This is a genomic window from Streptomyces sp. NPDC050448 (assembly GCF_040655295.1).
Taxonomy (GTDB): Bacteria; Actinomycetota; Actinomycetes; order Streptomycetales; family Streptomycetaceae; genus Streptomyces.
Genome location: NZ_JBFAJR010000010.1, coordinates 125902 through 142496 on the forward strand (window position 1 = coordinate 125902; position 16595 = coordinate 142496).

The window sequence follows — 16595 nt, forward strand, 5'->3', positions numbered from 1 at the left end:
GAGGCATCGTGGACGCGATACCTTCTCTCCCCGCCCTGTCCCCCCCGTCTCCAGCTCCTTCCGCGCCAAGGAGAGTGCGTCATCAACGCGTCCAGCCCCCCTCTCGCCGTAGAACTGAACGGCATTACCAAGCGCTTCCCCGGCGTCGTCGCCAACAAGGACATCGCGATCTCCGTCCGCAAGGGCACGGTCCACGCCCTGATCGGCGAGAACGGTGCCGGCAAGTCGACCCTGATGAAGATCCTCTACGGCATGCAGAAGCCGGACGAGGGCACCATCGCGATCGACGGGGACCAGGTCTCGTTCTCCAGCCCCGGCGAGGCCATCGCCCGCGGCATCGGCATGGTGCACCAGCACTTCATGCTCGCCGACAACCTCACCGTCCTGGAGAACGTGGTTCTCGGCGGCGAGAAGCTCTACGGCATCGGCGCCAAGGCCCGCAAGAAGATCAAGGAGATCTCGGACGCGTACGGCCTCGGCGTACGCCCCGACGCGCTGGTCGAGGACCTCGGTGTCGCCGACCGGCAGCGCGTGGAGATCCTCAAGGTCCTCTACCGCGGTGCCAAGATCCTCATCCTCGACGAGCCGACCGCCGTGCTCGTGCCGCAGGAAGTGGACGCGCTCTTCGACAACCTGCGCGAGCTCAAGGCCGAGGGCCTGACCGTCATCTTCATCTCGCACAAGCTCGGCGAGGTGCTGAAGGTCGCGGACGACATCACCGTCATCCGCCGCGGCACCACGGTCGGCACCGCCGACCCGCGCACCGCCACCACCAAGCAGCTCGCCGAGCTGATGGTCGGCGCGGAGCTGCCGTCGCCGGAGACCCGCGAGTCCACGGTGACCACCGTCCCGATGCTCCGCGTCGAGGACATGACCGTCGCCGAGAGCGGCGTGCCGGTCGCCACCGAGGACACCTCGCGGACGCCGGGCCTGCCGGACGCCAACGTGCCCGAGGTCGTCGGCGTCGGCCGTCTCCTCCTCGACGGGATCAGCTTCACGATCCACAAGGGTGAGATCCTCGGCATCGCCGGTGTCGAGGGCAACGGCCAGACCGAGCTGATCGAAGCCCTCATGGGCATGCTCACCCCGGACTCGGGTGTCATCACCCTCGACGGCAACGACATCACGAAGGCGCCCGTACGCAAGCGCCGCGAGGGCGGCATCGGGTACATCCCCGAGGACCGCCACCGCCACGGCCTGCTGCTGGAATCCCCGCTGTGGGAGAACCGCATCCTCGGCCACGTCACCGAGGCGCCCAACTCCAAGCGCGGCATCCTCGACCCCAAGGCCGCCCGCAAGGACACCGAGCGGATCGTGCGCGAGTACGACGTCCGCACCCCGGGCATCGACGTGACCGCGGCCTCGCTCTCCGGCGGCAACCAGCAGAAGCTGATCGTCGGCCGCGAGATGAGCCACAACCCGAAGTTCCTCATCGCCGCCCACCCCACCCGCGGTGTGGACGTCGGCGCGCAGGCGCAGATCTGGGACGCCATCCGTGAGGCCCGCCGCGAGGGCCTGGCCGTGCTCCTGATCTCCGCCGACCTGGACGAGCTGATCGGCCTGTCCGACACCCTGCGCGTCATCTACCGCGGCCGCCTGGTCGCGGACGCCGACCCGGCGACCGTCACGCCCGAGGAGCTCGGCACGGCCATGACCGGCGCGGCCCGCGGCCACCTGGAAGCAAACGACAACCCTTCCGCCGCTGCCGACGGTGACACGACGGAGGACGAGGCCCGATGAAGAAAATCGACAAGGACCGGCTGCTCCTCGCGGTCGCCGGCCCGGCGCTCGCTCTGGTCAGCGCCTTCGCACTGACCATGATCGTGCTGGCCGTCTCGGGCGTGGACCCGATCGACCCGCTGCGCATCATGATCGAGCAGGCGAGCTACGAGGACGTCCAGGTCCTGATCGTCAACCAGGCCGGCATCTACTACCTGGCAGCCCTGGCCGTGGCCATCGGCTTCCGGATGAACCTCTTCAACATCGGTGTGGACGGCCAGTACCGCCTCGCCGCGATGGTCTCGGCCGTCGTCGGCACCGCGGTCACGCTGCCCGGCCCGCTGCACATCCTGCTGATCGTCGCCGTGGCCATGCTCACCGGTGCGTTCTGGGCCGGCATCGCGGGCATCCTCAAGGCCAAGCGCGGCGTGAGCGAGGTCGTCTCCACGATCATGCTCAACGCCATCGCGACCGCCCTGATCGCCTGGCTGATCCTGCCCAAGAACCTGGGTGTGCAGCCTCCGGGCTCCAACGACCTGACCACCGGCGAGATCGCCGAGTCGGGCTGGTTCCCGCCCCTGACCATCGGTGACGGCCTGGAGATCTACGGCTTCACCTTCGTGGCCTTCGCCCTCGGCATCGTCTACTGGTTCGCCCTCAACCGGACCCGGTTCGGCTTCGACCTGCGCGCCACCGGCGCCAGCGAGTCCGCGGCCCAGGCCTCCGGCGTGGACGCCAAGAAGATGATCATGACGTCGATGCTCATCTCGGGCGCGGTCGCCGGCCTCACCGGCATGCCGCTGCTGCTCGGCGAGTCCCACACGTACAACCTGTCCTTCCCCCTGGGCGTCGGCTTCACCGGCATCACCATCGCGCTGCTGGGCCGCAACAACCCCCTCGGCATCTTCTTCGCGGCCTTCCTGATCGCCTTCATCGACAAGGCCTCCGCCGGTCTCGACACCGCCGGCTACGCCAAGGAGATCGGCACGATCATGCAGGGCCTGATCGTGATCGCGGTCGTCGTCAGCTACGAGCTCGTCCGCCGCTACGGCATCCGCCGTCAGCAGCAGAAGGTCGGCGAGGAGCTGGCCGCCGGCCACGCCATCAAGACCGACAAGGAGGTCGCGGCGTGACCACCAGCACCGCTTCCGCGACGAGCGCCGCGCCCACGAACGGCCGCCGCAAGCTCACCCTGCCCTGGATCCTGCTGATCATCGCGGGCGGCCTCGTGCTGATCTCGCTGGTCCGGGTCATCTCCGGCGCCAACGACCTGACCTCCGTCGGCCAGGTCTCCGGCGCCCTCCAGCTCGCCGTGCCGATCGCCATGGCCGGCCTCGGCGGCCTGTGGGCCGAGCGCGCAGGCGTGGTCAACATCGGCCTCGAGGGCATGATGATCCTGGGCACCTGGTTCGGCGCCTGGGCCGGCTACCAGTGGGGTCCGTGGACCGGCGTCCTCATGGGAGTCGTCGGCGGCGCCCTCGGCGGCCTGCTGCACGCGATCATCACGGTCACGTTCAACGTCAACCACATCGTCTCCGGTGTGGCGGTCAACATCCTGGCCATCGGCTTCACCCAGTACCTGTCGAACTTCACCTTCGACAAGGCCCCGGGCGGCTCCTCCAAGCAGTCCCCGCGCATCGACCCGATCACCGAGATCACCATCCCAGGCCTGTCGGACGGGCTGGCCACGCTCCAGGGCAAGCACTGGTTCCTGATCTCGGACCTCGCCGGCATCCTCGGCGGCCTGGTCACCAACCTGTCGCTGCTGACCGTCGTCGCGGTGCTGCTGATCCCCGCCACCTGGTGGGTGCTGTGGCGCACCTCCTTCGGCCTGCGGCTGCGCTCCTGCGGTGAGAACCCGATCGCCGCCGAGTCCCTCGGCGTCAACGTGTACAAGTACAAGTACATCGCCGTGGTCGTCTCCGGTGCGATGGCCGGCCTGGGCGGCGCGTTCCTCGCGATCGTCTCCACCGGCATCTACCAGGAAGGCCAGACGGGCGGCCGAGGCTACATCGGCCTCGCCGCGATGATCTTCGGCAACTGGATGCCGGGCGGCATGGCCCTCGGATCGGGCCTGTTCGGCTTCACCTACAGCCTCAAGCTGCGCGGTGGCGCCGAGAACGTCCACGCGATGCTGCTGCTCCTCGCGATCCTGCTCGCCACGGTCGTCGTCTGGCAGCTGTACAAGCGCAAGCACTTCCAGGCCGCCATCGCCGGTGCGTGCGCCGCCGGCCTGTTCGTCTGGTACGCGCTGACCGACTCCGTCCCGAGCCAGTTCGTCGACGCTGCCCCGTACGTCACGACGCTGCTGGTGCTCGCGCTCTCCGCGCAGCGGCTGCGGATGCCCAAGGCGGACGGCATGCCGTACCGCAAGGGCCAGGGCAAGTGACGACGGCGACCACCGCCGACTGGGAGGCCCTGCGGGAGGCCGCCCGGGATGCCATGTCCCGGGCGTACGCCCCCTACTCGGGCTTCCCGGTCGGTGCCGCCGCCCTCGTCGACGACGGCCGCACCGTCGTCGGCTGCAACGTGGAGAACGCCAGCTACGGGCTCGGCCTCTGCGCCGAGTGCGGGCTGGTCTCCTCGCTCCAGGCCACCGGCGGCGGCCGCCTGACGCACTTCAGCTGCGTCGACGGCAAGGGCGAGACCCTCGTCCCGTGCGGGCGCTGTCGCCAGTTGCTCTTCGAGTTCGGCGGACCGGAACTGCTGGTGGACACCCCGAAGGGGATCCTTCCGCTGGCCGAGATGCTGCCGCAGGCCTTCGGGCCGGACCACCTGAGATAGCCGTGCCGACGGCCCTTCGCCCTGCCGGGCGAAGGGCCGTCGTACTTCTCCGGAACCCCTCTCCCACACCCCTCTCTATGCGCGTAGAAGGAAGCACCACATGGACGTCATCTCCGTCATCCGTACGAAGCGGGACCGCGGCGAGCTGAGCCCCGAGCAGATCGACTGGGTCATCGACGCGTACACGCGCGGTGTCGTCGCCGACGAGCAGATGTCGGCGCTGGCGATGGCCATCCTGCTGAACGGCATGAACCGGGCCGAGATCAAGCGCTGGACCGCCGCGATGATCGCGTCGGGCGAGCGGATGAACTTCGACTCCCTTTCCCGCCCGACCGCGGACAAGCACTCCACGGGCGGCGTCGGCGACAAGATCACCCTCCCGCTGGCCCCGCTCGTCGCCGCGTGCGGCGCGGCCGTACCGCAGCTGTCGGGCCGCGGCCTCGGCCACACCGGCGGCACCCTGGACAAGCTGGAGTCCATCCCCGGCTGGCGCGCGCTGCTGTCCAACGAGGAGATGCTGCACGTCCTGGACACGACGGGCGCGGTCATCTGCGCGGCGGGCGACGGCCTGGCCCCCGCCGACAAGAAGCTGTACGCGCTGCGCGACGTGACGGGCACGGTCGAGGCCATCCCGCTGATCGCCTCCTCGATCATGTCGAAGAAGATCGCCGAGGGCACGGGCTCGCTCGTCCTCGACGTCAAGGTCGGCACCGGTGCGTTCATGAAGAACATCGAGGACGCGCGCGAGCTCGCCTCGACGATGGTCGCCCTCGGTACGGACAGCGGCGTCAAGACGATCGCCCTGCTCACCGACATGTCCACCCCGCTCGGCCTGACGGCCGGCAACGCGCTGGAGATCCGCGAGTCGGTCGAGGTCCTGGCCGGCGGCGGCCCCTCCGACGTCGTCGACCTGACCCTGGCGCTGGCGCGCGAGATGCTGGACGCGGCGGGCATCAAGGACGCCGACCCGGCCAAGGCCCTGGCGGACGGCTCCGCGATGGACGTCTGGCGCCGGATGATCGCGGCCCAGGGCGGCGACCCGGACGCGGCCCTCCCGGTGGCCCGCGAGCAGCACGTGGTCACTGCCCCGTCCTCGGGCGTCCTGACCCGCCTCGACGCGTACGGCGTGGGCGTCGGCGCCTGGCGCCTGGGCGCCGGCCGCGCGCGCAAGGAGGACCCGGTGCAGGCGGGCGCGGGCATCGAGCTGCACGCGAAGCCGGGCGACACCGTGGTGGCCGGCCAGCCGCTGATGACCCTGCACACGGACACCCCGGAGAAGTTCGAGTACGCCCTGGCCTCGCTGGAGGGCACGTACGACATCGCCCCGGCCGGCACGGCGTTCTCCGCCACGCCGATCGTCCTGGACCGCATCGCCTGACCTGCGGCTTCCCTTTCAGGTGAACGGGACCGGCGGACCCCCGCCGGTCCCGTTCGGCATGCTGGGATCGGTGACGACCGATTCAGGAGCACCACCGGTGAATTCCGGGGGCCCGGGGAGTCACCCTCTCGTGGAGATCACCCGACTCGTACTGCCCGGACCCAGCCCGACCGCGCGCGACGCCGTACTGCTGTGCGCGCGCCTGGCCCGGCTGTACGACGCCGGGGCGACCGCCGTGGTGTGCGACGCCGCCGCCGTCACCGCGCCGGACCTGGGCACCGTCGAGGCCCTGGCCCGGCTGCGGCTCACCGCCCGGGGCCGGCCGCTCCGGGTGACCGGGGCCGCGCCCGCGCTACGCGCCCTGCTGGACCTCGTCGGACTCGGCGAGCTCCTCGGGGAGGCCGAAGAGGGGGAACCAGCGGGCGGTGTCCAGGAAGGCGTTGAGCCCGGCGATCTTGCCGTCTGAGATCTCCAGGACCTGGAGCGCCCACGGCACGTGGCCCGGCTTCCCGTCCTCGCGGGGCCGGTACTGGCCGAAGGCCGGCAGGCCGTTCGCCGTGGTCGGGACCAGGCGCGAACCCTTGCAGCCGATGCCCTGGTTCAGGTGCCAGGCCGCGATGTCCGCATGCCCCTGGAGCCACAGGTCGAACGGCGGCATCGACAGCACCGCGTCCTCGTGCAGCAGGGTGGTCAGCCGCGAGATGTCGTACGCCTCGAAGGCGGAGAGGTACTGCGCCAGCAGCTTCACCTGCTCCGCGTCCAGCGGGTCCGCCGACTCGCTCTCACGGATGCGCGTCGCGGACATCGTCGCCCGGGCCCGCTGCAGGGCGCTGTTCACCGATGCCACCGTGGTCTCCAGCAGCGCCGCGACCTCGTCCGCCTTCCAGGCCAGCACCTCGCGCAGGATCAGCACCGCCCGCTGCTTCGCCGGCAGGTGCTGCAGCGCCGCCACGAACGCCAGCCGTACGGACTCCTTCGCCAGCGCCATCTCCGCCGGATCGGCGGTCTGCGGCAGCACCCGCCCGTCCGGGACCGGCTCCAGCCACGTCACTTCGGGGCTCTCGCTCAGCACGGCCGAGGCCTGGTGCTGCGGGGCGCTGAGGTCCATCGGGCGGGCCCGCTTGTTCCCCGTGCTCAGCAGGTCCAGGCAGACGTTGGTGGCGATCCGGTACAGCCACGAGCGCAGCGAGGACCGGCCCTCGAACTTCTCGTAGCTGCGCCAGGCGCGGATGTACGTGTCCTGCACCGCGTCCTCGGCGTCGAAGGACGAGCCGAGCATGCGGTAGCAGTAGCCGGTGAGCTCGACCCGGTAGCGGTCCATCGCCGCATCCAGGCCGGACTCGGCGGCGGCTGCGGTGCCGGTGCCGGTCGCGAGGTCACTCATGACTGTCGTCCCCCAGTAGATCCGATACCCCGAAACTACCGGAGGGGTCTGACAGCGGCAGCCGGAAGACGCCCCTAGGGGGCGCCAGGCGGCCCGGGCCCGGCCATGATCCGCCGGACGCCCCCTAAGTGCCGGGCTTGCGGCCGTAGACGTACACGTCGTCGCCCTTCCCCAGCAGGTTCCAGTACGCCTTCGCGTCCGCGGGCCGCATGTTCACGCACCCGCCGGACCCCGGCGGGTTCCACATGCTCTTGTCGACGGAGTGGAAGGCGATCCCGCCGTCGAAGAACTGCGCGTAGGGCATCGCCACGTCGTAGATCGTCGACCAGTGGTCGATGCTGCGGTAGTAGATCTGCTTCAGGCCGGTCCGGGTCTCGGTGCCGGCCTTCCCGGTGCGGACCGGGACCGGTCCGTACGTCAAGGCGGCGCCGTCCTGGACCCAGCTGAGCTGGCGGGTCAGGTCGACGCAGGCGATCCGGCCCAGGTTCACGGGGCACTTGCCGTCCTTGTTGGGGGTGGTGCCCGCCGCCCGCTGCGCCAGCATGACGCTCATCGTCTGCCAGGTCAGCGGCCCGGCGTACCCCGCGGTCGGGGTGATGCCGTGCTTCGCCTGGAACGCCTTGACCGCCTGGCAGTCGGCCGCGGACTGCCACCCGTCGACCGGCCGTCCCAGGAACTGCTCCACCTCCCGCTGGTACGGCCCCGTGGTCACGTTGCACGAGGCGGCGGCCTGCGCCGTCCCGGCCCCGCCGACCACCAGCGGGGCCGCGAGCGCCACCGCCCCGCAGACCACTGCCGCCGCGCGTCGCCTCGTACGCATCCGCCTGGTACGCATCCACATGGATTTCACGTCGGACTCCCTCCCACCCCAGTCCTTCCCGGCGGGGAGGCGCAACGCGCCGGAGCCCGGAGCGGGTTGGGCTCCGGGCTCCGTATTTCCACTCGTACCGATGCTGTACAGGGGATCCGCGCGCGGCCGTATCAGCGTGCGGCGGCCAGCGAGGTCACGCGGCGCTCCGCGCGGGCCGCGTGCGAGCCGTACAGGGTGATCGACACGACGCCGAGCACGGCCAGCAGCGCGATGCCCACCGTGGCCGCCCAGCCCGCCGAGTGGTAGGCGAGCGCGCCGAGCGTGCCGCCCGCGCTGGAGCCCAGGTAGTACGCCGACTGGTACAGCGCCGAGGCCTGCGCGCGGCCGGACTCGGCGGTCCGGCTCACCGCGGCGGACGCCACCGCGTGGCCCGCGAAGAAGCCGGCGGTGATCAGGACCAGCCCGGCCAGGATCGCGGCGAGCGAGTCCGCCAGGGACAGCAGCAGGCCGAGCGCGGTCGTGGTCACCGCCAGGTAGAGCGCGCCGCGCCGCCCCGTCCGGGCCACCAGCTGCCCGGCGGCGGCCGAGGAGGCCGTACCAACCAGGTAGATCAGGAAGATCGACCCGATCACGCCCTGCCCGAGGGAGAACGGCTCGTCGACCAGCCGGTAGCCGATGACGGTGTACACGGCGCCGAAGACGGTCATGAACAGCGCGCCGATCCCGTACAGCCGCATCAGCAGCGGATCGCGCAGGTGGCCGGCGACGGCAGCGCCGACCGCGCGCGGGTTCAGCGAGGCCGGGCGGAAGAACCGGGCCCGGGGGAGCAGGACGAGGAAGGCCGCCGCGCAGGCCAGCGACATGAGGCCGACGGCCAGCAGCCCGCCCCGCCAGCCCCACGCCTGGGCCGCCCAGCCGGTGACGAGGCGGCCGCTCATGCCGCCGATGGAATTGCCCGCCACGAACAGGCCGATCGCGCCCACCAGCGCCTTCGGCTTGACCTCCTCCGCCAGGTACGCCATCGCGGAGGCCGGGATGCCGGCGATCGCCGCGCCCTGGACGGCGCGCAGCGCCACCAGCCACTCCAGGTTCGGTGCGAACGGCACGAGGAGGCCCACGGCGACGGTGACCAGCATGGAGACCGTCATCATCCGGGTCCGCCCGAAGCGCTCGGAGAGCGCGCTGAGCGGCAGGACGAACAGGGCGAGGGCGCCGGTGGCCGCGGACACCGTCCAGCTGGCCTGACCCGCCGTCACCCCGAACCCGCCGGAGATCGCGGGCAGCAGCGCCTGGGTGGAGTAGAGGAGGGCGAACGTCGCGAGTCCGGCGGCGAAGAGCGCGAGGCTCATCCGGCGGTAGCCGGGGCGGCCGGGGGAGAGGGGCTGCGGTGCGGCAGGGGACGACGGGGTGGAGGCACCCGTGATGGCGGGTGCCCCGGTATGAACGGGAGGCATGCAACGACCGTAGACCCGTCCCGTTTCATGCGTCCAATGCACAGAATCGCGATAATCGATCCACTGATGCATCACCACAGCTCAGAAGGGTGCCTGTCAATGAACCGTTACGTAGAAGACATGGCCGTGACAGGTTTGCTGGCCCCGAGACTGGCGTACTTCGCCGCCGTCGCCCGCCACGAGCACGTCACCCGCGCCGCGCACGAGCTGGGCGTCCCGCAGTCCACCCTGTCCCGGGCCATGGTCCGGCTCGAACAGGACCTCGGCGTCACGCTGTTCGCACGCAAGGGCCGCACCGTCGCGCTCACGACGGCCGGCCGGACCTTCCTCGCCTCGGCCGAGCGGGCCCTCGCCGAAATCGCCCGCGCCGCCGAATCGGTGCAGCAGGACGCCGACCCGGCCTTCGGCAAGGTGGCGTTCGGCTTCCTGCACACCCTCGGCCCCGAGACCGTACCCGGCCTGATCCGGGCCTTCCGCGCCGACCACCCGCGCGTGCGGTTCTCCCTGGTCCAGAACTACGGCGAGGCCATGCTCGAGAAGCTGCGGGCCGGCGAGCTCGACCTCTGCCTGACCTCGCCGCTCCCGGTCGCCCCCGACCTGGTCGCCCGCCGCCTGGATGTGCAGCGGCTGCGGCTGGTGGTCCCCGACGACCACCGCCTGGCCACCCGCAAGCGCATCCGCCTCGCCGAGGCCGCCGAGGAAACCTTCGTCACCCTGGAGGCCGGCTACGGCCTGCGCCGCATCACCGACGACCTGTGCGCGGAGGCCGGGTTCACCCCGCGGGTGGCCTTCGAGGGCGAGGAGGCCGAGACCCTGCGCGGCCTGGTCGCGGCGGGCCTCGGCGTGGCCCTGCTGCCGCCGCCGGCCGTGGCCCGCCCCGGCGTGGTCGAGCTGACGGTGACGGCCCCGCGCGCGGTCCGCGAGATCGGCGTCGCCTGGCTCGACGGCCATCCCGACACGCCACCGGTCGCCGAGTTCAAGCGGTTCCTGCTGTCCCGGCGCGGCCGGCTGATCCCGGAACTGCACGGCGGGCCCGGCCTTCCCGACCATCCCGGCCATCCCGATCACCCCGGTCATCCCGATCACCCCGGTCATCCCGGTCATCCCGGCCATCCCGGTCAGGATCCGGCGCCGTCCCCGGCGCCGTCTCCCGCGCCGCCCCCGGCGGCGGGAAGCGTCGCCGAGGAGAGCGAGTAGCCCGCCCGGAACCGGGACTTGGCGCCGGCCGCCCGCATGATCTCCGCGATGTGGCGCTGGCAGGTCCGCTCCGACATGCCCAGCCGGCACGCGATCACCTTGTCCTCCAGCCCCTCCGACAGCAGCCGCACGATCGTCTGCCGCAGCTCGTCCGAGAGCGAGCGGGCCGCGTCGGGGCTCACCGTCGTGGGGAACGGCTCCGCTTCCACCGCCGCGACCAGCTCCGCGATCAGCCCGCGCACCGCCCCCCCGGGGGCACCTCCCAGCGGTAGCCGGGGGAGGTCCGCCGGTGCCGTCCGACCGCGAGGGGGCGGAGCGGCGGGTACCGGCGGACCGGCGCGACCGCCGTCGCCGGCCATGGCCTGCCCGTCGCGCTCGGCGCCGGCACCGTCGAAGCCGTACGGGCCCCCGTACGCGGCGTGCGCGGCCTCTCTCACCCCGCGCGGCCCCCGCCCGGTCGAGGTCCACGCTCACCCCGGATTCACACGGGATTCACGTACTGCCGTCACCGTGGAGGGATGGCCCTCTCCAGGCGCGAACTCCTGGCGGCCGGTGCGACCGGCGCCGCCGCAGCCACCACCCCGCACCTGTCCGCCCCCTCACCCGGCACCCGGGTCCTGCGGGGCACGATCCCGCCGGGCGCCCCGGACTTCGTGGAGATACCGCTCGATGTGCCGCCGGGCGTAAGCGAGTTGCGGGTGGCCTACACGTACGGGAAACCGCCCGTGCCGCCCGGCACCCCCGGAAACGCCCTCGACATCGGCATCTTCGACCAGCACGGCACCGCCCTCGGCGGCCGCGGCTTCCGGGGCTGGTCCGGCGGCGCCCGCAGTGAGTTCTTCCTGCGCGCCGACGACGCGACCCCCGGCTACGTGCCCGGCCCGGTCGGCGCCGGCCGCTGGCACGTGCTGCTGGGCCCGTACACCGTGGCCCCGCAGGGACTCCCGTACGAGATCACCGCACGCTTCACCTTCGGGGAGCCGGGCCCCACGCCCCGCCCGGTCTACCCGCCCCAGCGGGCCCGCGGCCGCGGCCGGGCCTGGTACCGGGGCGACTGCCACATCCACTCGGTGCACTCCGACGGGCGGCGCACCCCGGCCGAGATCGCCGGCCTGGCCCGGGCGGCCGGCCTGGACTTCATCAATTCCTCGGAGCACAACACCCACACCGCGCACGCGGCCTGGGCCGACGCGGTCTCGCCGGACCTGCTGATCCTGACCGGCGAGGAGGTCACCACCCGCACCGGCCACGTCCTGGCGGTCGGCACCGACCCGGGCACCTTCGTCGACTGGCGCTACCGGGCGCGCGAGGGCCGCTTCGGCCGCTTCGCCCGTACGATCCGGGGCGCGGGCGGCCTGGTCGTGCCCGCCCACCCGCACGCCACCTGCATCGGCTGCGCCTGGAAGTTCGGCTTCGGCGAAGCCGATGCGGTGGAGGTGTGGAACGGCCCGTGGACCCCGGACGACGAGGTCTCCCTGGCCTCCTGGGACGCCACCCTGCGGGGCGCCGACGGCGAGCGGTGGCTCCCGGCCGTGGCCAACAGCGATTACCACCGCGACCCGGACCGCATCGGCGGCCCGCAGACCGTGGTCCTCGCCGAGGACCTGACCCGGGAGGCCGTCCTCGCCGGAATGCGGGCCGGCCGGTCCTATGCCGCGGAGTCCGCACAGGTCACGGTCACCTTCGAGGCCGTGGGCGGACGCGGCGAACATGCCGGCATCGGGGAGCGCCTGCGGGTGGCCCCGGACGCGGACGTGCTGATCCGGCTCACGGCCGCGGGCGCCCCGGGCTGCGAACTCCGGCTGGTCACCGACCAGGGTCTGGCCGTCACGGCCCCGGACGCCACCATGCTGGAATGGCACACCACCCCGGCCCGGTCGGCCTACGTCCGGGCCGAGGTCCGCCATCCGGCCGCGGCCGCGCCCTTCCCGGGTGCCCCGGCGGCGTTCACGAACCCGGTGTGGCTGCCCGTCGGCTGAGGCCGGCCGAGGGCGTTCGGGGGTGCGGGGGTGCGGGGGAGGTCAGGAGGGCTTCGCGTACTGGCCGAAGCCGGTCCAGTCGACCGCGACGCACCGCTCGTCGCCGACGACCCAGGCGTCGTGTCCGGGCGCGATCTGCATGAAGTCGCCGGGGCCGTACTCCTCGCTGGTCCCGTCGTCCATGACGACCTTCATCCGGCCGCTCACCATGTATCCCGTGTGCGCGGCCTCGCAGCTGTCCGTGCCCACCAGCGGCTTGATGTGCTCCGACCAGCGCCAGCCCGGTTCGAAGACCGCACGGCCCACAGGTCCGCCGTCCGTCTGGATCAGGTCGAGCCTGCCCTTGCCGTCTTCGAACGGACGGGTCTCGTCCGCCTTGTCGAAGCTCTTGCGCACGATCCCGGCCATGCCGAATCGCCTCCCGAGGAGAAGCACCCCGAGTCCACTCCTCACTCTACGCTCGGACGACCCGGCGCCTCATCCCGTCGCCCGCGCAGGTCACCCCCGCAGCGAACGTCCGAACCCGGAGGCGAGCGGCATCCGCAGCCCCAGCGGCGGGGGCGCCGCCAGCGCGTCCGTCACCGGCCGCGAGTACCGTCCCGAGCACATCGCCCCCATGACGAAATCCACGGACAGCGCCACGACTTCCGCCTGGTGTTCCCGCAGCCGGTGCCCGTCCGAGTGCACCTCGAAGCGGCACGTCGCGCGGTTCGCCTTCTTCGCCCGCGCCGCCAGCCGAAACGATGCTTCTGGATCGCTGTGCGCGTCGTTGGTCCCGTGCACGATCAGCACCTGCCGCCCCGACAGCTGTTTCACCGGTTCCGGGGAATCCGCCGACACCACCTTGCCCAAGGAAGGGGCAAGCGCCAGAACCGAGTTGACGGCGTCGTGGCCCGCCGCCCGCAGCGCCGCCCGGCCGCCCGCGTCGTAGCCGGCGAGGCACACCGGCACGTCCCCGTACCTGCGCACCACCTCGTCGGCCGCCCACCGTGCGTCGTCCTCACGGCAGGCCCCCCTGCCGTGCAGGACGGTGTGCACGACCAGCCCGTCCGCCCCGCCCGCCCGGGCCAGTGCCCGCGCGAGCGGGCGCACCGGACCGGGGGGCCATCTGGACGCCCCGGGGAGCAGGAGGACCGCCCCGTTGACTGTGGTTCCCATCGAGACCGAGCCGTTCGCGCCGGCCGCCCGCCCCAGGCGGGCCCCGCGCGCCGGCGGCGCATGCTGTGCCATGGCGGAACAGTCTCAGACTGACAGGTGTACGCCACCCGTCCGTACGGTCTCTGTTACGTATCGACGCTCGTCGCCGACGCGCTGCTCTACGCGCGTAGGAGTAGAGTGCCCGGATGACGAGCGAGACCCCCAGCCTGCCGACCCCGGATCAGATCCGCCGCTCCCCGAAGGTGCTGCTCCACGATCACCTCGACGGTGGTCTGCGCCCCGGGACCATCATCGAACTGGCCGACAAGGTCGGCTACGAGAACCTCCCCGAGACCGAGGCCGACAAGCTCGGCATCTGGTTCCGGGAAGCCGCCGACTCCGGCTCCCTCCCGCGCTACCTGGAGACGTTCGCGCACACGTGCGCCGTCATGCAGACGAAGGAGGCCCTCTTCCGGGTCGCCTCCGAGTGTGCTCAGGACCTGGCCGAGGACGGCGTCGTGTACGCCGAGATCCGCTACGCCCCCGAGCAGCACCTCGAAGCCGGACTGACCCTCGAAGAGGTCGTCGAGGCGGTCAACGAGGGCTTCCGCGAGGGCGAGCGCCGCGCACGGACCAACGGCAACCGCATCCGCGTCGGCGCCCTGCTCACCGCGATGCGCCACGCCGCCCGCGCGCTGGAGATCGCCGAACTGGCGAACCGCTACCGCGACAACGGCGTGGTCGGCTTCGACATCGCCGGCGCCGAGGCCGGGTTCCCTCCCACCCGCCACCTCGACGCGTTCGAGTACCTCAAGCGCGAGAACAACCACTTCACCATCCACGCGGGCGAGGCCTTCGGCCTGCCGTCGATCTGGCAGGCCCTGCAGTGGTGCGGCGCCGACCGCCTGGGTCACGGCGTGAAGATCATCGACGACATCGAGGTCGCCGCCGACGGCTCGGTGAAGCTGGGCCGGCTGGCCTCGTACGTCAGGGACAAGCGCATCCCGCTGGAGATGTGCCCCACTTCGAACCTGCAGACCGCCGCGGCCGCCTCGTACGCCGAGCACCCGATCGGGCTGCTGCGGAAGCTGCACTTCAGGCTGACGGTCAACACCGACAACCGCCTGATGAGCGGCACCAGCATGAGCCGCGAGTTCGAGCACCTGGTCGACACCTTCGGCTACACCCTCGAGGACATGCAGTGGTTCACCGTCAATGCGATGAAGTCCGCGTTCATTCCTTTCGATGAACGACTGGCCATGATCAATGAGGTCATCAAGCCCGGTTATGCGGAGCTGAAGTCGGAATGGCTGTTCCAGCAGACCGCTTCGACCAGCGGGTCTGTCTCGGCCTAGGCCACGGCGTGACATACGGAAAGCGTCCGGGAGGAGCAATTCCCGGGCGCTTTCTCGTATTTACGTATGTTTGCGGCCGGGGGTTTGGCGTGACTAGTTTGCGGAGCCGCTCAATTCCCCTTCGCAAGGACTCATCTTCATGAAGAAGTCAGCTGCCAAGACCCTCGGTGCCGCCGCTCTCGGTGCCGCCTTCGTCGCCGTCGCCGCCGGTACCGCCTCGGCCGCCGTGCCCGCGATCGGCCTCTCCGACGCCCTGGGCACCGTCACCGGCGCCGCCCAGGGAGTCACGAGCCAGCAGAAGGTCGCCGCCGCGGACGGCCAGCAGTCCAGCGACCCGACCGCCCCCGTCGGCCAGATCGCCGACGCGCTCGGCCCCACGCTCGGCGGACTGCCCATCGGTGGCGCGCTCGGCGGCTGATTCCCACCGGATCCGCACGCGGATTCGTACGCGAGCACACGTGGCGCACGCCGGTTCGATCGGGTATGTGCCACGTCGTGCCGTGTGCCACGATCAGCACCAACTGCCCGCCGACGCATGGGTGGAGGCACCGCCCACGGCAGCTGGTGGGGGCACCGCCCAGCGGTAGCTGGGGGAGAGAGAGGGTTCGGTCATGCGCTCGAAGGCACGGGTCACGGTCGGAGCGGCCACCGCCGCCCTACTCCCCGCCCTCCTCCTGGGAGCCGTGGGGTGCAGCAGCAAGGACGCCCCCGCGGCCGGCACGGCGCCCGACTCCAAGGGCTCCGCCCCCGCGGGCTCGCCCGCCGCGTCCCCCGGCGGTGCCCCGGGCGGCTCGGCCGCGCCCAAGGCCGGGGCGAGCAAGCTCGAGCGCTCCGCGCTCGAACAGGGCGATCTGCCCGGCTACCAGGTCTCCGCGCAGGGCAAGAACCCGAACGCCCCCGACGGCCAGCCGCAGGCCGACCGCAAGGCCTGCCAGCCCCTGGCCGACATCATGGGCGACAAGCCCGACCCGGCCGCGCGCGAGACCGTCAACCGCGGTGTCGGCTCCCAGAAGCAGGTCGGACTGGCCGTCTCCGCCTCCGTCAGCTCCTACGCCGAGAGCGACGCCAAGGCGCTGATCGCCCGGCTGAAGGACGCGGTCGCCGCCTGCAGTACGGGCTTCACCGCCACCGTCGAGAAGCAGAGCGGCAGCTACCGCGAGGTGCGGCCGGCCGAGTACAAGACCGCCGGCGACGAGAGCGTCAGCTGGACCACGACCGCGGTCGCCCAGGGCGTCTCGGCTCAGGTCCACGTGGTCGTCGTACGCCAGGGCGCCACCATCGTGCGCCTGATGGCCCTCAACGTGGCGGCGGGCCGGCAGAAGCCGCAGGTCCCGCACGAGGTGGCGGACAAGCAGCTCGAGAAGGTCCGCGGCGCGGGCTGACCGGTCCCGGATGTG

General features: G+C 71.8%; 16 protein-coding genes and 1 pseudogene. 11 read left to right on the forward strand and 6 right to left on the reverse strand.

Going from position 1 to position 16595, the window contains the following annotated elements; genetic code table 11:
- Nucleotides 1-81: 81 nt before the first annotated feature.
- From AB0I68_RS14920 to AB0I68_RS14945, 6 genes are all read left to right on the forward strand, one after another.
- Nucleotides 82-1740 carry an ABC transporter ATP-binding protein gene (locus AB0I68_RS14920; protein WP_363177779.1) on the forward strand — a complete coding sequence of 553 codons (1659 nt, stop codon included), beginning with the start codon at nucleotides 82-84 and terminating at the stop codon, nucleotides 1738-1740.
- The gene (locus AB0I68_RS14925; RefSeq protein ID WP_363177676.1) at nucleotides 1737-2852 is read left to right on the forward strand and encodes an ABC transporter permease; all 1116 of its coding nucleotides are present in this window, start codon (nucleotides 1737-1739) and stop codon (nucleotides 2850-2852) included. Before AB0I68_RS14920 ends, AB0I68_RS14925 begins: the two co-directional genes overlap by 4 nt.
- On the forward strand, nucleotides 2849-4108 hold the full coding sequence (locus AB0I68_RS14930) for an ABC transporter permease (RefSeq protein WP_363177677.1): 1260 nt from the start codon (nucleotides 2849-2851) through the stop codon (nucleotides 4106-4108). The genes AB0I68_RS14925 and AB0I68_RS14930 overlap by 4 nt, the downstream gene beginning before the upstream one ends.
- On the forward strand, nucleotides 4105-4503 hold the full coding sequence (locus tag AB0I68_RS14935; protein WP_363177678.1) for a cytidine deaminase: 399 nt from the start codon (nucleotides 4105-4107) through the stop codon (nucleotides 4501-4503). Before AB0I68_RS14930 ends, AB0I68_RS14935 begins: the two co-directional genes overlap by 4 nt.
- 100 nt (nucleotides 4504-4603) lie before the next feature.
- On the forward strand, nucleotides 4604-5881 hold the full coding sequence (locus AB0I68_RS14940) for a thymidine phosphorylase (RefSeq protein ID WP_363177679.1): 1278 nt from the start codon (nucleotides 4604-4606) through the stop codon (nucleotides 5879-5881).
- Nucleotides 5882-6011: 130 nt separating this feature from the next.
- On the forward strand, nucleotides 6012-6347 hold the full coding sequence (locus AB0I68_RS14945; protein ID WP_363177681.1) for an STAS domain-containing protein: 336 nt from the start codon (nucleotides 6012-6014) through the stop codon (nucleotides 6345-6347).
- Here AB0I68_RS14945 and AB0I68_RS14950 read toward each other — a convergent pair.
- From AB0I68_RS14950 to AB0I68_RS14960, 3 genes are all read right to left on the reverse strand, one after another.
- Nucleotides 6234-7265 (reverse strand): sigma-70 family RNA polymerase sigma factor, encoded by a 1032-nt coding sequence (locus AB0I68_RS14950; protein ID WP_363177682.1) that lies wholly within the window; start codon nucleotides 7263-7265, stop codon nucleotides 6234-6236. The genes AB0I68_RS14945 and AB0I68_RS14950 overlap by 114 nt on opposite strands.
- Before the next feature lie 124 nt (nucleotides 7266-7389).
- On the reverse strand, nucleotides 7390-8085 hold the full coding sequence (locus AB0I68_RS14955; protein WP_363177780.1) for a L,D-transpeptidase family protein: 696 nt from the start codon (nucleotides 8083-8085) through the stop codon (nucleotides 7390-7392).
- Nucleotides 8086-8246: 161 nt separating this feature from the next.
- On the reverse strand, nucleotides 8247-9530 hold the full coding sequence (locus AB0I68_RS14960) for an MFS transporter (protein WP_363177683.1): 1284 nt from the start codon (nucleotides 9528-9530) through the stop codon (nucleotides 8247-8249).
- A gap of 99 nt (nucleotides 9531-9629) precedes the next feature.
- Here AB0I68_RS14960 and AB0I68_RS14965 point away from each other — a divergent pair.
- A pseudogene (locus AB0I68_RS14965) lies at nucleotides 9630-10550 on the forward strand (LysR family transcriptional regulator); the annotation flags it as partial.
- Between the two features lie 98 nt (nucleotides 10551-10648).
- Here the strand turns inward: AB0I68_RS14965 and AB0I68_RS14970 are convergent.
- A complete protein-coding gene (locus tag AB0I68_RS14970; protein WP_363177684.1) occupies nucleotides 10649-11164 on the reverse strand; it encodes a helix-turn-helix transcriptional regulator in 516 nt (171 codons plus the stop codon).
- Between the two features lie 81 nt (nucleotides 11165-11245).
- Here AB0I68_RS14970 and AB0I68_RS14975 point away from each other — a divergent pair, with 81 nt between their 5' ends.
- Nucleotides 11246-12706 (forward strand): CehA/McbA family metallohydrolase, encoded by a 1461-nt coding sequence (locus tag AB0I68_RS14975; protein ID WP_363177685.1) that lies wholly within the window; start codon nucleotides 11246-11248, stop codon nucleotides 12704-12706.
- A gap of 42 nt (nucleotides 12707-12748) precedes the next feature.
- Here AB0I68_RS14975 and AB0I68_RS14980 read toward each other — a convergent pair whose 3' ends face one another.
- Nucleotides 12749-13114 carry a cupin domain-containing protein gene (locus AB0I68_RS14980; protein ID WP_363177686.1) on the reverse strand — a complete coding sequence of 122 codons (366 nt, stop codon included), beginning with the start codon at nucleotides 13112-13114 and terminating at the stop codon, nucleotides 12749-12751.
- Between the two features lie 90 nt (nucleotides 13115-13204).
- A complete protein-coding gene (locus AB0I68_RS14985) occupies nucleotides 13205-13936 on the reverse strand; it encodes an alpha/beta hydrolase (RefSeq protein ID WP_363177687.1) in 732 nt (243 codons plus the stop codon).
- 113 nt (nucleotides 13937-14049) lie between these two features.
- On the opposite strand from AB0I68_RS14985, the gene AB0I68_RS14990 reads away from it, so the two are divergent.
- From AB0I68_RS14990 to AB0I68_RS15000, 3 genes are all read left to right on the forward strand, one after another.
- Nucleotides 14050-15198 (forward strand): adenosine deaminase, encoded by a 1149-nt coding sequence (locus tag AB0I68_RS14990; RefSeq protein ID WP_363177688.1) that lies wholly within the window; start codon nucleotides 14050-14052, stop codon nucleotides 15196-15198.
- A gap of 139 nt (nucleotides 15199-15337) precedes the next feature.
- On the forward strand, nucleotides 15338-15616 hold the full coding sequence (locus AB0I68_RS14995) for a hypothetical protein (protein ID WP_363177689.1): 279 nt from the start codon (nucleotides 15338-15340) through the stop codon (nucleotides 15614-15616).
- Nucleotides 15617-15809: 193 nt separating this feature from the next.
- Nucleotides 15810-16580, forward strand: coding sequence for a hypothetical protein (locus AB0I68_RS15000; RefSeq protein ID WP_363177690.1), 771 nt, complete (start codon nucleotides 15810-15812; stop codon nucleotides 16578-16580).
- Nucleotides 16581-16595: the final 15 nt, after the last annotated feature.

Coding starts and splice junctions, on each gene's coding strand:
- AB0I68_RS14995 (WP_363177689.1), top strand. CDS start 15,338: ATGAAGAAGTCAGCTGCCAAGACCCTCGGTGCCGCCGCTCTCGGTGCC.
- AB0I68_RS14950 (WP_363177682.1), bottom strand. CDS start 7,265: ATGAGTGACCTCGCGACCGGCACCGGCACCGCAGCCGCCGCCGAGTCC.
- AB0I68_RS14940 (WP_363177679.1), top strand. CDS start 4,604: ATGGACGTCATCTCCGTCATCCGTACGAAGCGGGACCGCGGCGAGCTG.
- AB0I68_RS14985 (WP_363177687.1), bottom strand. CDS start 13,936: ATGGCACAGCATGCGCCGCCGGCGCGCGGGGCCCGCCTGGGGCGGGCG.
- AB0I68_RS14925 (WP_363177676.1), top strand. CDS start 1,737: ATGAAGAAAATCGACAAGGACCGGCTGCTCCTCGCGGTCGCCGGCCCG.
- AB0I68_RS14960 (WP_363177683.1), bottom strand. CDS start 9,530: ATGCCTCCCGTTCATACCGGGGCACCCGCCATCACGGGTGCCTCCACC.
- AB0I68_RS14955 (WP_363177780.1), bottom strand. CDS start 8,085: ATGCGTACGAGGCGACGCGCGGCGGCAGTGGTCTGCGGGGCGGTGGCG.
- AB0I68_RS15000 (WP_363177690.1), top strand. CDS start 15,810: ATGCGCTCGAAGGCACGGGTCACGGTCGGAGCGGCCACCGCCGCCCTA.
- AB0I68_RS14980 (WP_363177686.1), bottom strand. CDS start 13,114: ATGGCCGGGATCGTGCGCAAGAGCTTCGACAAGGCGGACGAGACCCGT.
- AB0I68_RS14975 (WP_363177685.1), top strand. CDS start 11,246: ATGGCCCTCTCCAGGCGCGAACTCCTGGCGGCCGGTGCGACCGGCGCC.
- AB0I68_RS14990 (WP_363177688.1), top strand. CDS start 14,050: ATGACGAGCGAGACCCCCAGCCTGCCGACCCCGGATCAGATCCGCCGC.